The 18,028-nt window shown below is 42.5% G+C and carries 16 protein-coding genes; 6 read left to right on the plus strand and 10 right to left on the minus strand.

Annotation, left to right across the window (positions count from 1 at the left end):
- Positions 1 to 69: 69 nt before the first annotated feature.
- From OCU30_RS16505 to OCU30_RS16530, 6 genes are all read right to left on the minus strand, one after another.
- Positions 70 to 411 (minus strand): hypothetical protein, encoded by a 342-nt coding sequence (locus OCU30_RS16505; protein WP_077314877.1) that lies wholly within the window; start codon positions 409 to 411, stop codon positions 70 to 72.
- Positions 408 to 1,535, minus strand: coding sequence for an ISAs1 family transposase (locus OCU30_RS16510; protein WP_077314876.1), 1,128 nt, complete (start codon positions 1,533 to 1,535; stop codon positions 408 to 410). Before OCU30_RS16510 ends, OCU30_RS16505 begins: the two co-directional genes overlap by 4 nt.
- A 522-nt stretch (positions 1,536 to 2,057) precedes the next feature.
- Complete coding sequence (locus OCU30_RS16515; protein ID WP_077314875.1) at positions 2,058 to 4,058, minus strand: methyl-accepting chemotaxis protein; 2,001 nt, start codon at positions 4,056 to 4,058, stop codon at positions 2,058 to 2,060.
- A gap of 210 nt (positions 4,059 to 4,268) precedes the next feature.
- Positions 4,269 to 4,625 carry a hypothetical protein gene (locus OCU30_RS16520; RefSeq protein WP_077314874.1) on the minus strand — a complete coding sequence of 119 codons (357 nt, stop codon included), beginning with the start codon at positions 4,623 to 4,625 and terminating at the stop codon, positions 4,269 to 4,271.
- Between the two features lie 128 nt (positions 4,626 to 4,753).
- Positions 4,754 to 5,593, minus strand: coding sequence for a glutathione-dependent disulfide-bond oxidoreductase (gene yghU, locus OCU30_RS16525; protein WP_077314873.1), 840 nt, complete (start codon positions 5,591 to 5,593; stop codon positions 4,754 to 4,756).
- Between the two features lie 162 nt (positions 5,594 to 5,755).
- Positions 5,756 to 6,484, minus strand: coding sequence for a glutamine amidotransferase (locus OCU30_RS16530; RefSeq protein ID WP_077314872.1), 729 nt, complete (start codon positions 6,482 to 6,484; stop codon positions 5,756 to 5,758).
- Positions 6,485 to 6,805: 321 nt separating this feature from the next.
- Here OCU30_RS16530 and OCU30_RS16535 point away from each other — a divergent pair, with 321 nt between their 5' ends.
- The 4 genes from OCU30_RS16535 to OCU30_RS16550 all read left to right on the plus strand — a co-directional run bounded on the left by OCU30_RS16535 (position 6,806) and on the right by OCU30_RS16550 (position 11,609).
- Complete coding sequence (locus tag OCU30_RS16535) at positions 6,806 to 7,732, plus strand: 2-hydroxyacid dehydrogenase (RefSeq protein WP_077314871.1); 927 nt, start codon at positions 6,806 to 6,808, stop codon at positions 7,730 to 7,732.
- Between the two features lie 115 nt (positions 7,733 to 7,847).
- Complete coding sequence (locus OCU30_RS16540; RefSeq protein WP_077314870.1) at positions 7,848 to 8,711, plus strand: GNAT family N-acetyltransferase; 864 nt, start codon at positions 7,848 to 7,850, stop codon at positions 8,709 to 8,711.
- A 707-nt stretch (positions 8,712 to 9,418) separates the two neighbouring features.
- Positions 9,419 to 10,423, plus strand: coding sequence for an alpha/beta hydrolase (locus OCU30_RS16545; protein ID WP_077314868.1), 1,005 nt, complete (start codon positions 9,419 to 9,421; stop codon positions 10,421 to 10,423).
- 112 nt (positions 10,424 to 10,535) lie between these two features.
- On the plus strand, positions 10,536 to 11,609 hold the full coding sequence (locus OCU30_RS16550; protein ID WP_077314867.1) for an AbrB family transcriptional regulator: 1,074 nt from the start codon (positions 10,536 to 10,538) through the stop codon (positions 11,607 to 11,609).
- Between the two features lie 447 nt (positions 11,610 to 12,056).
- On the opposite strand, the gene mpaA is transcribed toward OCU30_RS16550, so the two are convergent.
- Positions 12,057 to 12,773 carry a murein tripeptide amidase MpaA gene (gene mpaA / locus OCU30_RS16555; RefSeq protein ID WP_077314866.1) on the minus strand — a complete coding sequence of 239 codons (717 nt, stop codon included), beginning with the start codon at positions 12,771 to 12,773 and terminating at the stop codon, positions 12,057 to 12,059.
- 141 nt (positions 12,774 to 12,914) lie between these two features.
- Here mpaA and OCU30_RS16560 point away from each other — a divergent pair, with 141 nt between their 5' ends.
- The gene (locus OCU30_RS16560) at positions 12,915 to 14,552 is read left to right on the plus strand and encodes a peptide ABC transporter substrate-binding protein (RefSeq protein WP_077314865.1); all 1,638 of its coding nucleotides are present in this window, start codon (positions 12,915 to 12,917) and stop codon (positions 14,550 to 14,552) included.
- Between the two features lie 233 nt (positions 14,553 to 14,785).
- A complete protein-coding gene (locus OCU30_RS16565; protein ID WP_077314864.1) occupies positions 14,786 to 15,061 on the plus strand; it encodes a hypothetical protein in 276 nt (91 codons plus the stop codon).
- A 75-nt stretch (positions 15,062 to 15,136) separates the two neighbouring features.
- Here OCU30_RS16565 and OCU30_RS16570 read toward each other — a convergent pair whose 3' ends face one another.
- From OCU30_RS16570 to cysT, 3 genes are read right to left on the minus strand one after another with little or no spacing between them, the layout of a single operon-like run.
- Positions 15,137 to 16,267 carry a sulfate/molybdate ABC transporter ATP-binding protein gene (locus OCU30_RS16570; RefSeq protein WP_077314863.1) on the minus strand — a complete coding sequence of 377 codons (1,131 nt, stop codon included), beginning with the start codon at positions 16,265 to 16,267 and terminating at the stop codon, positions 15,137 to 15,139.
- Positions 16,268 to 16,272: 5 nt separating this feature from the next.
- Entirely contained in the window at positions 16,273 to 17,133 is an 861-nt protein-coding gene (gene cysW / locus OCU30_RS16575; protein WP_077314862.1) for a sulfate ABC transporter permease subunit CysW, read from the minus strand.
- 8 nt (positions 17,134 to 17,141) lie between these two features.
- On the minus strand, positions 17,142 to 17,999 hold the full coding sequence (cysT, locus tag OCU30_RS16580; protein WP_077314861.1) for a sulfate/thiosulfate ABC transporter permease CysT: 858 nt from the start codon (positions 17,997 to 17,999) through the stop codon (positions 17,142 to 17,144).
- Positions 18,000 to 18,028 lie beyond the last annotated feature (29 nt).

Genomic DNA, 18,028 nt, shown 5'->3' on the forward strand with positions numbered 1-18,028 from the left:
GGGATTACATGAGATACCTGAATTTGAGAGCTAATGATAAAGGATAATACAATTTCTTGAAGCTAGTGCTTAAAGAAATTGTATTACTAACAGCGCTAAAAATGCTGGACATCCTGCGACAAAAAGTACTAAGCCTGTTTTATAGTTTTGCTGGTTACGATTTTGTTCATCTTCTCCAAAATCAAAGCCCTTAACCATACCATATACTTTGTCTGTTACGGGGTCATCATATCGAGAAATCTCACTATTAACACCACCTTCCCATAGTAATTTTGCTAGCGCCCAAATTACAATCATTACAAAAAACAGAAAATCTGAAAGTGAGGTCGCTTTAAAAACCTTAATGTATCTAGATAATATAAATACAATTAATGCCGCGACCCACGGAAGCCGCATGAACGTTCCCGTCATTCAAGGCTTCCGAGAACCTTACTTAAGTAATTTTCATCCATCGCGCAGCGCATTCTCTTACGCTGAATACCACCTTTCGCACTCGTCTCTTGCTTCAATAAGTTAAAACAAGCTTGTCGGATCCTCGATAATTCTTCAGCTCGATCATCTACTCTGATCCGGCATTTATCTTCTCTAAAACCCACGTCCAATTGCCAGTGCATTGACTCCACTAACCAATGACTTTTACTAGCATTATGCAGCTCTTCTGCACTCAATTTTTTCGAGCTGATATAGTAGCGTACCGACACCTCTTTCTCTGAAGCGTGCTCGCTTTCTTGTCTTACGTTGACCATGATGCCCATACACTTCAATTCCGGCCATTCGTACTCAAGGTCACCGAGGACACTCAAGTCTTCATTAACCAGTGCACATCGAGTCTCTAATCGACCATGACTTTTGTCCTGACTTGAGTAGCTATCTCCATCAAACTTCATCAACATCGAAGGCTTGTAGTAGTCGTTAAATACCTGCTCTAAACGACCCTGATTTCCCTTCACTGCTAGCAAGTAATCAGCGCTTTTATCCACGATTTTCTGAGCTATTTTTCGTTGGCAACCCATCGCATCAATTGTGATTAAACAACCCGAAATATCTAACATTTCCAGTAGCTTAGGTATCTCCGTGATCTCGTTAGTTTTCTCGTTCACTTTTGATTGCGCCAAGCAAACACCGTTCGCTGTCGCAAACACGTTGACCATATGGACCGCTTGATTACCTTTGGCTTTATTGTAAGACCCTCTCACCGTCTTTCCATCAACCGCGACAACCTCGCCTTTCGTGAGTTCATGGCAGTCTTTCATCCAATCAATAAAGGCCGATTGGAATTCTTTCGGATTGAGTAAACCCACTACTCGTGCCACTGTATCGGCTGACGGAATACCCGCTGAAAAATCGCCATAATGATTGAGAAAATCTCGTCTCATTTCACCAAAATCAACAATGCCTTCCCATGTATCTTGTCCCGCTAAAACTCCGCATACCGTCAGCAAAATAATGTCTGATAATTTGTGGGTGACTTTGCCCGTTTGTCGGTAATCGGTTAAGGCTGAAAAATGCATAAATGGGTTCGTTAAATTGGTCATGAAAAAGCTCCGTTTTTTAATACGAAACCATTAGAAAACAATGAGAATGATCGACAAATCGATCCTTTGTAAAGGTAAAAACATGCGAGAAAGGTCAATAAAATCGGGGTGATATAAAGAATTCTCTCCTTAGTTCAGCCCTTTAAAATCAAGGATGTTCATGCGGTTTCCCTGACTGTTAACCTTGGACACGCCTTTTGCACTCATTTCACGCTTCAATCAGTGAGAGTCTATTGGGAGGGAGTTCTCTCTCAACCGATGAGGTGCTATTCCCCACGCTACCGCCATACCTTGCAAGTAACAAAGCATATGAATACCAATCGATTGCATAAGGTTATATCAAAAATGGCATTTCATTCCCATGAAAAATCTAACAAAAGTAAACATTTGATGTGAAAAATAGACAAGAAAACTAGAACGTCCCCAAATACCCACTGAGCGCTATATGAAAAACCATAATATCGGACAATATTATGGTTTCTATCTCGCTCATACCATCATTAAGACGGCGCACAAAGCGTGTTATATCGTAAATTTCGCGACGAGTGTTCCTTGCTCAGCGGCAAGTTTATCAAGTGAATGACTATGCTGAGCGAGGGTATGGGATTCATTCGTAATTTTATTCGCCATATCAGAAATACCGACAATATTTTCTGCCACATCTTTGGCGACCACACTTTGCTGCTCGCAGGATGTGGCAATAGAACGACTCATATCATTAATCGTACTTAAACGATGAATCATCCCCGCAAGAGATTTATGCGTATCTTGTGTTTGTGTCACGGATTGATCGGCATATTCTTGGTTCTGAGCCATTAATGTAACCGCGTCACGGGCTTTTTTCTGCAACGCCAGCACTTTGGTATTAATCTCGTCCGCAGATTGACGTGAATGCGTTGCAAGAGTGCGTACTTCATCGGCGACCACCGCAAACCCGCGCCCGCTTTCACCAGCGCGTGCTGCTTCAATCGCTGCATTAAGTGCTAACAAATTGGTTTGCTCAGAGACATTTTGTATCATTTCAATCACTTGGTTAATGCTCTCCGTTTCTTGCGATAATGTTGTTATGAGTGAGGATGCGTCATCTAATGATGTTTTAAGCGATTGAATGTACTTTAAGTTACTCTGCATATTGTCGATATTGTTGTTAGCTAATGCCGTCACTTTTTCAACTTCTTGACTCGTATCACCCGAATATTTTGCCACCTCGTTGACCACGGTTTCCATCTCGGTCACGGCGGTGGCAATAGAGTTAGTTTGCTTACCTTGTGCGGCAAGATCCTGATTGTTTTTTTCAATCATCGTATGGCTATCGGTGGCAACCGAGCGCAACGTCTGTGATGAACTATGCACCGATGCAATTAATTCGTGTAACTGCTGGCCTAGAATATTAATGTCTCTCACTACCTCCCCCATCTCTGAGCGATAGTCTTCTTTAATCCGCCATGTCAAATTTCCTTGTGAGAGCTCAGCCAACGCTTTCGTAATGACGGCAAGCGGAGATTTGATCGAAAATACGACGGTAATGGCCACAACAACGGCCACAACACATGCAATGATCGCGGAAATGATGATCGCCCATAGTGAAAATTGCGCTTGTTCGTCTGCTGATTGCCTTGCTTTCATTGCAATAGAGCGCACTTGATTAGTTAACGTTTCGGCTTGACTAATGATCGCATCAACATTACGGCTCATGTCACGTAACTTGCTCGCGCTTCGCTGTTGCAACATCAAGTAGCGCAGATGCTGTTGGAGTAAACCGTGTGGTTCGGTGATCGTACGTTTAAGAAGGTCGATATAAGGCTGTAATGTCTCTTTACTATCCGGTGTTTCTTTAATGACATCCTGTAACTTTTGAGTAAAATCAGCTAAATGCTCATTTAACTTGAGAGTGATGTCTTTTATGGATGACTCGTCTTCAACCAGCATCACTTTTTGCAATAAATTCTGCACGCTTTTGCCTTTCTCATCCGCCACATCTAAATATATAACCACCATTTGTTGGTTATTCCATTCAGCTTGTGAGTTTAAAGCACCAAGGTCACGCGACAAGTTTTTCCAACCCAATTCGAATGCATTCAATTCTCGAGATGATTGTTTACGCGCGTCTTCTCGTTGATTCTGTAATTTAAGGTGGTTGGTTGCTTCTTGGATCACCTGATTTGCTTGGCGATTAAGGTCACTGAGTTGCGCTGTTAATTTTGGGTAGTGTTTAAATTTACTGACAAGACTCTGATAAGATTGATGATAGTGTTTAACCGCCTCATGAAAGGCATTTTCAAGCTCTTGGCGTTGCTGGCCATCATGGGCGTTCGCATGAGATAGAGTAATACGATTAATATTTTGAATATCGACCAATAAGGTATTGGAGTTATCTAGCATTTCGGGCAAGGTCATGGACGTTAACTGCAGTTGCGTCGCCATTTTATGTTGAGACAAGTAAGACGAGAAACTGATCCCTAGTACAAACAAAATCACTACCGCAAATCCGGCGATCACACGGTGGATGAGTGACAAATACATGATAAACCCCAAAATAGAAGTAAAACGACTATCGCATACCAGTAATTAAACTAAGAGCATGCGATAACTATCTATTCTGTATATCATTTAGTTATGACGAAAATATGTCTAGGATGGGCAGTTAATGAGCAAATAAATGATAACGCTTCATTTTTTTATGCACAGCGCTATACCGTAGCACGCCAGCATGACTTTTTATTGAAGATATCGTTACACTAAAACAAAGTGATAAAATATTACCAACACTAAACATGGCAACCCCGCAACTGCCAAGGGGATCGCATCTGCATGAGGTGATGTTTCTTGCTTGTGCGCCTGCTCTTTCGCCTCACGTTTGGCTTGCATCACTTTTTGGCGATAGAGTGGATTAATACGTTGAGTCCCCTTCGCCATCGAACGTGGCGCTAAATAAATCAATACCGCCGCAGCCCATAACATAATTAGCATAAAAAAAGCGTAATCAATCCAATGCACTATCCCAAAAAAATGCACATAGCGCTCTTCAATCCACAACAACACAAATAATGCCACGTTAGTGACAACGGTAAATTTTAGCAGTGATTTCATAACCAGCTTTCCTTTTCAATAACGCAGGCAGACTACCTGCCGCTGGCACATAAAACAAGAAACAAAAACGCCCCAACTTTGAAAGCTGAGGCGTTAGCGCTTATCAATGACGCTACGTTAAGAAAATATTAGAGATTCTTAAAGTCGTCTTTGCTGTGACGTTCGGCTAAATGAGGTTCTCCCCATGTGCGGTTAACAATACGACCACGCTTAACGGCGGGGCGCTCTGCAATCGCTTTAGCCCAGCGAACGACGTTTGTGTAGCTGCTTGCGTCCAAGAATTCGGCTGCATCGTAAAGCTCACCAAGTACTAACGCGCCGTACCATGGCCAAATTGCCATATCGGCAATCGTGTATTCATCACCCGCCACAAATTCATGATTGGCTAATTGTTGATCCAATACATCCAATTGGCGTTTGGTTTCCATAGTATAACGGTTGATTGGGTACTCGAGTTTTTCCGGAGCGTAGCTATAGAAGTGACCAAAGCCACCACCGACAAATGGTGCGCTGCCCATCTGCCAAAATAGCCAATTGAGACATTCTGTACGATCAACGCCTTTAGGAATGAAGGCATCGAACTTCTCAGCGAGATACATCATAATCGAGCCAGATTCAAATACACGCACCGGTTTTTCTTGAGAGAAATCCATAAGTGCGGGGATCTTAGAGTTTGGGTTAATGGCAACAAAACCACTACCAAATTGCTCGCCTTCGCCGATGTTAATCAAGAACGCATCGTAATCTGCGTCATCAATCCCTGCTTCGAGTAATTCCTCAAGCATAATGGTCACTTTTTGACCATTGGGAGTACCTAACGAATACAGTTGCAAATCATGTTCACCAACAGGCAACTCTTTCGCTTCTCGTGCGCCAGCAGTTGGGCGATTAATGCTGGCAAATTTACCACCATTTTCTGCTGATGGTGTCCACACTTTTGGTGGGACGTAAGTCGTATCTTGACTCATTCTTTGCTCCTTGATTGGTTTCAAAGCGTTGATGACATCATACTGAATAAAATTTGAAGATGACAACCCATAAATTCGACAGGGGAAATCGAATAATCTGAAGGATATGGATAAAGAATCAACTGTCCATGCACACGGCGTCACTAAGACAGCGCCAATCAATTAGACAGTAACGGGCTGCGGCATATAACAAGCAACAAAACGCTGTAACACCGATAATGCATCGGGGGTTTCTTTGACTCCTTGCTTTAGCATCTCTACATTTTCTCCCTCGTTAATTAAGTCTTCTCGGGTAATATCCAGTGACGCTTTTAATAACGCTGTCGTAAATTCAGGATGAAATTGTGTGGAGATCGCCGTTGCAGAGTAACGAATAATTTGATGAGGATCTCGCTGTGAAGCCGCGAGAACTTTGGCAGTTTTAGGCGCCTTGATGACACGCTGAGAATGGGAAAGGTGCGCGAAAAACTGTAAAGGTAAATGCTGGAGTAACGGATCGTACTGCGCTTGAGGCTGCAATGTCACAGCGAAACAGCCCATTTCTCGGCCTTTAGCAAAATAGCCAACTTCACCGCCTAGTGCATATGCCATTAACTGGTGACCATAACAAACGCCCAACATCGGCATATCCACCGCATATGCCTGACGAATCCACTCAGCGGTATACTCACTCCACGGTTCATGATCTGTCACCATCGCCCAAGACCCGGTAATAATCGCGCAATACTCAGTCGAAGGCTGAGGCAACGACTCTCCCTGGTAGACGCGAATAATCTCAACTTCGGTTTTCGCAAAACCAAGCGCTACGTAAAACCAATCGGCTAAATCGTCAAAGCGTGTCTTTAACGCTTCCGGCGCCGTTCCTGTTTCGATAATGAGTAATTTATTCATACCTGCCTACCCTTGTCCGTGTTAAATACGGCACGACATACTAACTGCCTCCCCAGAAGTCAGGTACGCCGTGCCATATATATTTAAGCACAAATCGTTCCAACCCAAGGTCTAAATAAAACCGTCAAGCCTGCACACATGCTCGAGTGCTCGCACATAGTGCCTAATACTTTACGTTTCTTATATACTTAGATGACCTATTTTGGAAACGCGTTGCACTAAATAAGAACAAAATCAGCAAAGTGAACGTGTACCTAAAATGTCAGATTCTGATAACATTCCACAGGTAGAAATGGATTGACGAATAACAAGGACCATAACATGGCTATATTACTGTACTTGGATAAAACACGCAGTTCTGCATGGAAAGACGCTATTACTCAAGCGTTTCCAGAACTTGAATGCCGAACTTGGTCAGAGCCCGGCGATTTAAGAGAAATAGAAGTACTTATCACTTGGAAAGTTTCTACAGAGTTACTCTCCCGCTTACCCAGCCTCAAAGCTATTTTTACGCCTTCAGCCGGTGTTGACCAAATTAATTTTGATGAGATCCCAGAGTCAATCACAGTAGTAAGGATGATAAACCCAGATTTAGAACAGCAAATGGCAGAATACGCCTGTGCAGCGGTACTGTCGGTCTATCGACAATTTCCACTTTATCGACAGCAACACAATGCTCATCAATGGAAGCAGCAACATATTGCTCCTGCGCATCAATATCGAATCGGCGTTATGGGATTGGGACAACAAGGTAACGCGGTTCTCAACCAACTTGCCACCTTTAATTTTTCTCTACGTGGGTGGGCTCGCAGTCAGCATGATTTATCCGGCGTGGACTGTTATGCCGGCCACAATGCGTTACCTGATTTTCTTGAAGGATTAGATTGTCTTATCTGCGTGCTACCTCTGACCGATGCGACTCACCATATTCTCAATCGTGCCGTGTTCGATAAATTAAATACAGGTGCTTGTGTCATTAATATTGGCCGTGGTGGACACGTCGACGAAGCGGATTTAATGACAGCATTACAAAGCGGTCAACTCGGACATGCCATTCTTGATGTGGTTCAAAATGAGCCTCTCGATGAAGATAGCTCATTATGGGAGCACCCTAACTTGTTTATTACTCCTCATATTGCCGGTATTACACGTATCGACGCCGGTTTTGACTCGATAAAAGAAAACTTGAGGCGAATGATTGACCATGAACCTTTCATTGGTGTCGTCGATAAGTCATCCACCTACTAACGGATGACTACCACATGTTTATACGGTACAACCTGCCGAATTAATGAGAAGTACTTGCATTTAGATTTCAGTAATGAAATATAGTCAGGAAAATTATTCATAGTGGAGCAGAGAAATGGCGGTAAGCACGGCAACGTTGAATTATACAATACGCAGAATGTGTGCAAGTGATATCACCCAAGCATATCAACTCACACAAAATCTACAGTGGCCACATCGCCAAGAAGACTGGTTGACCATGTTTAATGTATCAGCTGCTCTCGTTATGGAACATGAAGGGAAAGTGATTGGCACCGCATGTGCGGTTGAACAAGGAGCCTATGCAAGTATTGGCTTAGTGGTGATCGCCGATGAATATCAAGGCTATGGACTTGGTCGTAAAATTGTCACGGCAATCATGCAAGAAAGCCAATGCTCATCGTTTTTCCTTTCAGCCACAAAGGCTGGCCAACCCTTGTATGAAAAATTGGGCTTTAAAGAATATGCGCGAATTAAACAGTATCAAGGTTATGTGAGCGGTCCCGATAATCAACCACTCACTAGTACGCAACCGTTTATTAGGGAAACTCAGCCTAGTGATTATGACAACGTCATCGCATTATTGAACCAAGCGAGTGGTATGGAACGAGACAAAGTATTCAATGAGGTACTGAGCGAAACACAACAGACCATCGTTTTAGAACGCGATAATGCCATCGCTGGTGTCGCCTGCTATCGCTCGTTTGGTCGAGGTGATGCGATTGGTCCGGTCATAGCGAGCCATAGTGAGGACGCACATGCATTGTTAGCGTATTTATTGGCGAATAATGAAGGGAAGTTTGTACGAGTAGACACTCCAGCGCAGTACCATTTAGCCGAGACACTGCAATCATGGGGGTTATCTGAAGTTGACGATATTGCCGCGATGCATTTAGGTACACGCCCAAAACCGCAATTAGCATATACGCCGTATTGCTTAATCACTCAAGCATTAGGTTAGTCATCATGAAAGGGCGGCAACCCTGCCCTTTCATCATTAAAATATTTTGGCTATATAATCTTGCATAAAGAGCCCATAACATGAGTTAAGAAACGCAATAGCCACAGCGGCAACAGCCAAACCAATGATAACGTACTCAAGGACTGTATTAACATTTCGACTTTTGCAGAAGGCTAACATTTGTTGATATCGTCTATACACAAGAAATTCACTCTTCATTTTTCTCACTTATTTCTACTACTATCATAGGTTTACTCGTTTTATGAAAATTCAACACTTAGTAGTAACCCAACCTAGATAAGAAAATCGCTTATTATTCTATTAAAAATCAACAAAAATGCCTTATCTGGGTACAGAATAAGCTGTTTGTGCTTAATAGAGAATCACTAGAAGGGAGTATTTTATACATCTTTACAGAAAAATAACAATACGCTGTATTTTTACGACTCAATAATAATAAGTAAATGATAATTATATTTTTTAATTTAACGTTTATAAAATTAAAAACGTGATTAGTGCCAAAAATATGATTATAAGCTTCGTGTTTTTGATCACATAACGACACAACAGTTCTACAACATAGGTCATGAATACAAAAATTTAGTGAGTCAGCTTACGAAAAGACAAGCTGATCAAAGTTATTCAGTCCTATCTATGCTTATACTATCCAATCGTTGCCTTCAAACAATATTGGAGTATGTGCCATTATGTCGAACAAGAAGCCAAATTATCAGACTTTGCCTTCCCATAATCAATCTTTAGACGAAGCGCCTGACTTTAGGACACAAAGCTTACCGGGATATACATATGGAGCCAAAGTACTGCAAGCCGCTAAGGTTTCTGCGCCGCCTGTCGACTCAATTAGCGACGTGATTTATTCACAAATTCCTCATCAAAGTGAAAATATCCAGCTAAGAATGTCGTTATTGGTGCCGAGAACCGCTCATAAAAAACCAGCCATTGTTTTTTATCCAGGGGGCGGATTTACCAGTGCACAAAGAAATAAATTCATAGAAATGCGTATGAGCCTAGCACAGGCAGGATTTGTGGTGGCAGCCGTAGAATACCGCGTTCTTCCCCATACATTTCCAGCCCCATTGGTTGATGGTAAATCGGCGGTGCGCTTTTTGCGCGCCAATGCAGAGGCTTATAATATCGATGTTGCTCGTATTGGCGTCTTAGGTAACTCGGCAGGCGGTTGGTTAGCAGAGATGATGGGGGCAACCAATGAAGAAGTGGAATTCGATAAGGGATGGTTTTTAGAACAACCCTCGACAGTTAATGCGGTAGCAACACTGTATGGTATTTCTAATTTATTAAATATTGGAGAAGGTTATGAAGGCAAAGCTAACGCAAGTCATCAACAGGCTAATGTTCCAGAGGCTTTACTGATTAACGGCCTCGCGTTTCATGATAAGCTTGGCGGTACCATTAATAGTGACAAACCAAAAGCGTTGTTTGCTTCTCCATTAGGTCATATGCGTGCGGGTTTACCACCTTTTCTGATCATGCATGGCAGTAACGATTCACTTGTATCACCAGTGCAAGGCGCTCAACTCTTTGAAGCATTAAAAGAGCATGGCCATAATCCGGAGTATTATCTGATTGAAGGTGCGGATCATGGTGATGAAAGCTGGTATCAAGATGCGACCATAAAAATCATTGTCGAATGGTTCTGTCAGCAACTCATGTCGCCCTGTAGCGAGCAATGAATCTACTTACTATCTCAGACTTTCACCTATAGCGATGATAATGGTGTTTTGAAATTTTCATTCAAATACGCCATTATCCGTACTCGATTATTAATACGAGTACTCAACGTCCATGCGTGGCTTTCCTTCTTTTCGTGTGCTGTTCCTGTGGCTAGCACTAATCACGGTTTCTTTACCTATCGCGATAGGATTTCATTACCTTTCTATTCCTGCGGCTTTTCTATTAGGCCCGATGTTAACGGCAATCTTTTTTGCTCAAAAAAACATAGTACTAAAACCTCATAAACAGATAATGAACATTGCCCAAGTCACATTAGGATTAATGATCGCTCAAATGCTCCCATTGCAAACACTCGGCGAGATTGGTAATCACGTTTGGTTATTCATTGGTGGGGTGTTGTCAGTGTTGATCGCCAGTACTCTTTTAAGTGCGTTATTAGCTTACCGGCGCGTGGTACCTGGCACAGCAGCCATCTGGGGTAGCAGCCCTGGCGCCGCCGCGGCTATGACATTACTTGCGCAAGAATACGGTGCGGATGTGAAAGTCGTCGCTCTAATGCAATATCTGCGTGTTATTTTGGTCACACTTACCGCCGCGATAGTCGCCCATATTTTTATGCCACTGACTCACCATCCATCCGCCGATTTAACACTAATGGATGGCACAATAAATAGCGTAGGCTTTGTGTGCACTCTTGCGCTTATCGCTTGCATACTACTGGTTAATCAGATCGTAAAATTTCCAGCAGGCCCGCTCATTATTGCGATTGCTGGTGGATTAGCCATCAACTATTGGCATGGTTTTTCAATTACGTTGCCCAAAATATTACTTCTATGCGCTTATGCTATTATTGGCTGGCATATTGGCGCCAAATTCACCGGCAATGCGACGCGCTATACATTACGTATTTTACCCAATATATTCCTATCTATCGCTTTGTTAATTGGGTTCTGTGGTCTCTTATCATGGGGGTTAGTGCACTACTTTGACATTGAACCGCTCACCGCTTACCTAGCGATGAGCCCTGGAGGGGCTGACGCCATTGCTATTATTGCTTCAGGCACACCAAACATCGATTTATCTTTTGTTATGGCAATGCAGACTTGTCGCTTACTGTTTATGCTGATTTTTGGTCCCATACTCGCTATACAAGCGGCAAAATTGGTTAATCATCACCAGTCTTGATAACCGCCATATGGTACGTTCGCTAGGATTATTTTCGCATAAAAAAAGGCATTGCTTATGCAATGCCTTTTAAAGTGTCATTATAAAGTAGCATGACACCGGATGTTTCTATTTTTATTATGAGTTAAGCACTCATTATTATTAAGCCTGTTTGTCGAGCTTTCACTCATGCCTAAGCACGGTTTCGCTCTTTGACGTTGTTGTAGTTATTCTACTCAGCAGTCACGATTTAATGCGTGTAAATTGAATAATTATTTGACCTAAAGTGAAGAATGCAAATAGTTATTCCGCGTGAGTGATATTTATACTATCAGCTTCCTAATTTAGAGCAATGTGCACCGTCGATGAATTACTCTGTTTGAGATGATAATTCACAGATTAATGTCGTTTAATGTTAATTTTCTCAATTATAAGACGATATTAATAATCAATAAGTTGCAGTGATAATTAGCGATGATTGATATCATCTACCAGTAAAGAAGATACGGTATTCAGATATTTCTCAGTAACATCGTCTGTCGCTATCGGTGGTAACTCTATTGTAATATTTTCGATTGCTTGCTCATCACACCAAGTGCCAAAAGAACCAGGCGTGTCGTAACCGACTCCGTCCATCAGCGGTAACTCGAACATTTCAACCAGTTTTTTACCCAATTTTTTGTGTTGTCCGGCATCGATACAAGCTAAAGGCTCATGAAAACTCAAGATAAAAGTGGGCTGTAAACTGTCAATCAGCTCTATTAGGTGATGGGTTTCTGGTTCAGAGCCACCGTATTCGCCAGTGTTTAGGTATACATCGCGGGTCTCCGCATAACTATTCCAACGATATACAGTACCGTTTCCAGACCAATTCTGGGTTGGAAAATTACGATTTAAATCGACGCCGTTCGCATTCGAACGCAGGCCTAACTGGTTACCATCGGGATTAGCCGAGACAATCACATGGTGACGTAAACGAGCATGAGCGATTGTTCTTAATCCCGCCGATAATAGGCTGATAGAAGCCGTTTCGTCTCCATGCATGCCAGCAAATAATAACCCTGCATTTTCAGCTTGGCATTGCGCGGGAAAATAGTACAGTGGTGCGCCTAATGAAGATGTACCATATTGGATTGGCAACATTGAAAATTGCCCACGTTGTGAACGCGTTATACATTGTGTCATGTCCTTTCCCTCTGACTCTATTGTGGCATCTCTCTGATAAACGAGATTAATCATCGTGCTGCCTCTCCAATCTTTTCGTATAAAGAGGTACACTAAATTTTATCGCAAAAATTTCGGTCGACGCTATCACAAGGACGTAGTATGAATTCAAACACTAAAACATTAACCGTGGGGGCTGTTGCTTCGACGCTTTTCATGATATCAAGTTTTCCCTCTTTAGCAGCAAATGTACCGCCGAATACTCCTTTAGCCAAGCAACAAGTGTTAGTCAGAGGCAATGATGCCGAAGCGGCGACTCTTGACCCAATGAAAGCTGAAGGTATGGCAGAAATGCATATACTACGCGATCTTTTTGAAGGTTTAGTGATTCAGGATAAAAATGGCAATGTCGTGCCAGGTGTCGCTTATCGTTGGATCAATGAAGATAATACCACTTTTACGTTTTATCTACGCAAAGATGCTCAGTGGTCAAACGGCGATCCCGTCACTGCTCAAGATTTTGTCTACAGTTTACGTCGTGTGGTTGATCCTGCTTCGGCGTCCCCTAATGCTTGGTATCTCAAGCTTTCATCGATTAAAAACGCCAAAGCCATTATTGAAGGAAAGAAAAAGCCCAGCAAGCTTGGAGTTATTGCATTAAATGCTCACAAACTCCAATTCACATTAGACAAACCCGTCCCCTACTTTATCGCTATGACCGGGCATACCTCGATGATGCCAGTCCCACACAAATTAGTAGAAAAATTTGGCGATAAATGGGCCAAGCCAGAACATATGATCTCCAATGGAGCTTATAAGTTACAAAAATGGGTCGTCAATGAACGGGTTGAACTAGAACGTAATCCGTACTACTGGAATAACGACAAAACCAAAATTAATCACGTGACTTATATTCCTTTCGAGCAACAATCTACTGCGGTAAACCGTTATAGAACAGGTGAAGTCGATATTACATCAGATGTTCCGCCACAGCTTGCCACGAAATTGAAAAAAGACATGCCAAATGCCTATACGGTAACGCCGTTACTGTGCACTTATTATTATGCGTTTAACACTAAGCATAAACCATTTGATAACCCTAAGGTGCGTAAGGCGCTATCTTATGCGATTCGCCGTGATGTCATCACCAATGGCATCACTCAAGTGGGCAATATTCCTGCTTATACATTTGCTCATAAAGACGTGGCTGGTTTTAAGGCCAAACAACCGGCGTACGCCAAACTCACACAACAACAGCGCATTGAAAAAGCCAAAGCATTATTAAAAGACGCGGGCTATGACAAACAGCATCCATTAACAGGCACCTTGTTATACAATACGAGTGAAAGTAATAAAGCGATTGCGGTGGCCATCACATCGATGTGGAAAAAAGAACTCGGTGCTGATATCACACTCGAGAATCAAGAATGGAAGTCGTACTTAAGCTCTCGTAAACAAGGCCAATTCGACATTATGCGCGCCTCATGGTGTGGCGACTATAACGAAGCCTCAACATTCTTAAGTCTATTTTCTTCCAATAATGAACAGAACTATGCGTTTTACGCCAATATAAAGTACGATTCAGCGCTGAAAAAAGCGCAAACAGCCACAGATAAAGGTGAACGCAATCATCATTATAACTACTTGGAGAGTCTGTTGAGCCGAGATATGCCCATAGCTCCCGTGTATTTTTACATGCAAGCGCGTCTCATTAGGCCAACCGTGGGTGGGTTTCCTCTTCATAATGCAGAAGGGAAAATATACACCAAGGATTTATACATAAAATCTCTCTCTCAATAACCGCAACTAAAAAACAGAAGCCCAACTTTGGCTTCTGTTTTTTTATTGATGTCTGGTTACTATTTCTTTCAGTTCACTGTCAATCTAATCCAGCTTATTGTCAGAATGTGATTAAGTACCAAATGCTGTCAATTGAATGACGATTTTTATAGAAGTTTACTGCTTTGCAACAATAATAGTAATTTAGATAACAACAAATCAAATAATTTGAACGCTCCCACACTGGAGGATTTATGTTCAGAAGAGATGTCTGCGCATTTATATCATTGGCAAAGCATGAGTTACCAACTTTCCATAATTTTATTCAATTATTTGAAGAGGAAGTGAATCAATTAACCGAGGAAGATATTCTTCATTTCCACCTTCGTGATAAAACCCTTCCTGATGTGATTGATGATATATGCAACCGATCTATTTTAATTAATATTGAATACACTGGGCATGATATTCGGCACATGATTAAACAATTTAGTAAGACCTTAATCACACCGTCGACGTGGCTTCACTAATAATAAACAATCCCAGTCTTCATTCAGGCTGAAGACTGGGATTGAACTTTTTATCACTCTAGTATGTAACTTGTGTTAAATCTCAAACATCACGGTATCTTTTTCTAAGAATGGCCAAGTAAGCTGATACGGCGTATCAGAACCTTCAGGGAAAAAGTAACCGGCATGTGGAATAAGGAACACGTCTTCGCCGCGCTTAATCTTATTCGGGTCAAAGTGTTGATGAGATAACGTGATCTCCCAAAAATCATCGGCTTGCCAACCAATAGGCGCCACTTCAACACGCACTTCAGCACCGACAGGCGATACTGACATAATTTTAGCGGGCAAATTGATCTGTGGGCTGGCTTTATCCGAAAGTGTCAGCTCATGGCTACGTACAAAAAGCTGACCATTTTGTTGAAACTCTTTTTTATCATGAGGAATCACCCAAGCTTGATCGTTTGACCACTGCTTTTTGCCGTCCCATTGGCTTTTGAATACATTAACGTTACCAAGAAAGTTAAACACAAACTGACTATTTGGCTGGGCAAATAACTGGGTTGGCGTATCGACTTGCTCAATGCGACCATTACTCATCACCACGACGCGGTCGGACAATTCCATGGCTTCATCTTGGTCATGAGTGACAAAGACACTGGTAAATTTCATCTCATCGTGCAAGCTACGTAACCAACGACGTAACTCTTTACGCACTTTTGAATCCAAAGCCCCAAAAGGCTCATCAAGTAACAATACTTCCGGACGTGTCGCCAAAGCACGCGCTAGAGAAATGCGTTGCTTTTGTCCCCCAGACAACTGTTCCGGGTAGCGCTTAGCAAGGTGTCCAAGTTGTACCACTTCTAGTAGGTGTGCAACACGCTTGGTGACCTCTTGGGCAGAAGGCCGCTGAGCTTTATCCATGACACGTAAGCCAAAAGCGACATTGTCTTCAATCGTCATATGACGAAATAACGCATAGTTTTGAAAAACAAACCCAACATGACGCTCTCTTACATGCAGTTGCGTCACGTCTCGCTCGCCAAATAAAATCGACCCACTATTGGCGTTCTCTAAGCCCGCAATAATCCGTAATAGCGTGGTTTTTCCTGACCCTGATGGCCCCAAAAGCCCAATCATTTCTCCATCTTGGATCTGAAGGTCTAATGGGGTTAATGCCTGAAACTGACCGAAATTTTTCGATAAATTATTAATAGATATACTCATAAAACTCACTCATTTTTGGCATTATCAATACGTAGAGACCGCTCTTGACGCCACTCAACCAACGCTTTTAACCCGAGGGTAATCAAGGCAATAAATGCTAATAACGAGGCGCTAGCAAACGCAGCTTGAGATTGATATCCCTGATATAATGCTTGCACATTTAAAGGAAGCGTATTGGTTTCCCCACGAATTTGCCCTGACACCACAGAAACCGCACCAAACTCACCTATTGCACGTGCATTGGTTAAAATGACACCGTAAATTAATGCCCACTTAATATTGGGTAACGTGACTTTGCTAAAAAGTTGCCACCATGATGCCCCTAGTACCACTGCGGCTTCTTCATCACTACGCCCTTGCTGCTGCATTAAAGGAATGAGTTCTCTTGCAACAAATGGGCAGGTCACAAAGATTGTCACCAGTACGATGCCTGGCCACGCAAACATAATTTGTAGATTATGCTCAAATAACCAAGACCCCAGCCATCCGGTACGTCCATACAATAATATGTACATTAAACCTGCGACGACCGGCGAGACCGCAAACGGAATATCAGTCAGGGTAATCAATAGCTTACGACCTGGAAACTCAAAACGTGTCACTGTCCACGCCAAAAGTACCCCGAAGATTAAGTTGATAGGAACCGTCAAGATTGCAACACCGAGTGTGAGCAAAATGGCATGCTGAGTATCTTTATCTTCAAAATACGAAAAGTATTGAACAATGCCATCAGTAAACGCATGTCCAAAAATACTCAGTAGTGGTACTAAAAGTAAAATGAATGCCATGATCACAGCGACACCAATTAAGAGCGCTTTAATGAGTGGGTGATCCCCAACACGGCGTACATTGTTATCTGAATGCATAGATCCCTCTAATGACCATGAATACGACGTAAGTAGCGGCTTTGCCACACGTTAATGCTCATAAGCAAAATCAGTGACACGATAAGAATAACGGAAGCAATGGCACTCGCGCCGGCATTATCAAACTCTTGTAAGCGGTCTAAAATCATTAACGAGGTAATTTCTGTTTTGTATGCCATGTTACCTGCAATAAATATAACAGCCCCGAACTCTCCTAAACTACGCGTGAACGACAAGGCAATACCGACCAATAATGCCGGCCATAATGAAGGAAATATCACCCGCTGAAAAACTTGCCAGTCGGATGCTCCTAGCGTCATCCCGGCTTCTTCTTCTTCCGCGGACAGCTCCTCTAATACCGGTTGCACCGTACGAACCACAAAGGGAATGCTCGTAAACGCCATCGCGAGAATAATCCCCAACGGGGTATACGCGACTTTAATTCCCCATTCTGCAAGCACACTACCAAACGCACCTTTACTTGAATATAACGTCGCGAGTGTGATACCCGCTACGGCTGTCGGTAACGCAAAAGGTAAGTCAACAAGTGCATCTAATAAACGCTTCCCCGGAAAGCGATAACGCACGAGAACCCAAGCGAGTAATAGTCCAAATACCCCATTGAATAATGATGCAGCAATCGCACTGAGCAACGTGATTTTATAACTCGCGACAACCCGAGGATCGGTAATGGCAAACCAGTAGTCACCCCATGTCATCCCACTGATTTGTGCAATCATCCCTGTCATTGGTAAAAGTAAGATCAAACTAATAAAAAATAGTGAGGTACCTAAGCTAATGCCAAAACCGGGTAACACATGCTTAGAACCAGTGGGAATCGAAAGGAACCCCAATTGTTTTTTCATAATGACTCTTTACACTCATCCATACATGT

It is taken from the genome of Vibrio palustris, from assembly GCF_024346995.1.
GTDB classification, from domain to species: Bacteria; Pseudomonadota; Gammaproteobacteria; order Enterobacterales; family Vibrionaceae; genus Vibrio; species Vibrio palustris.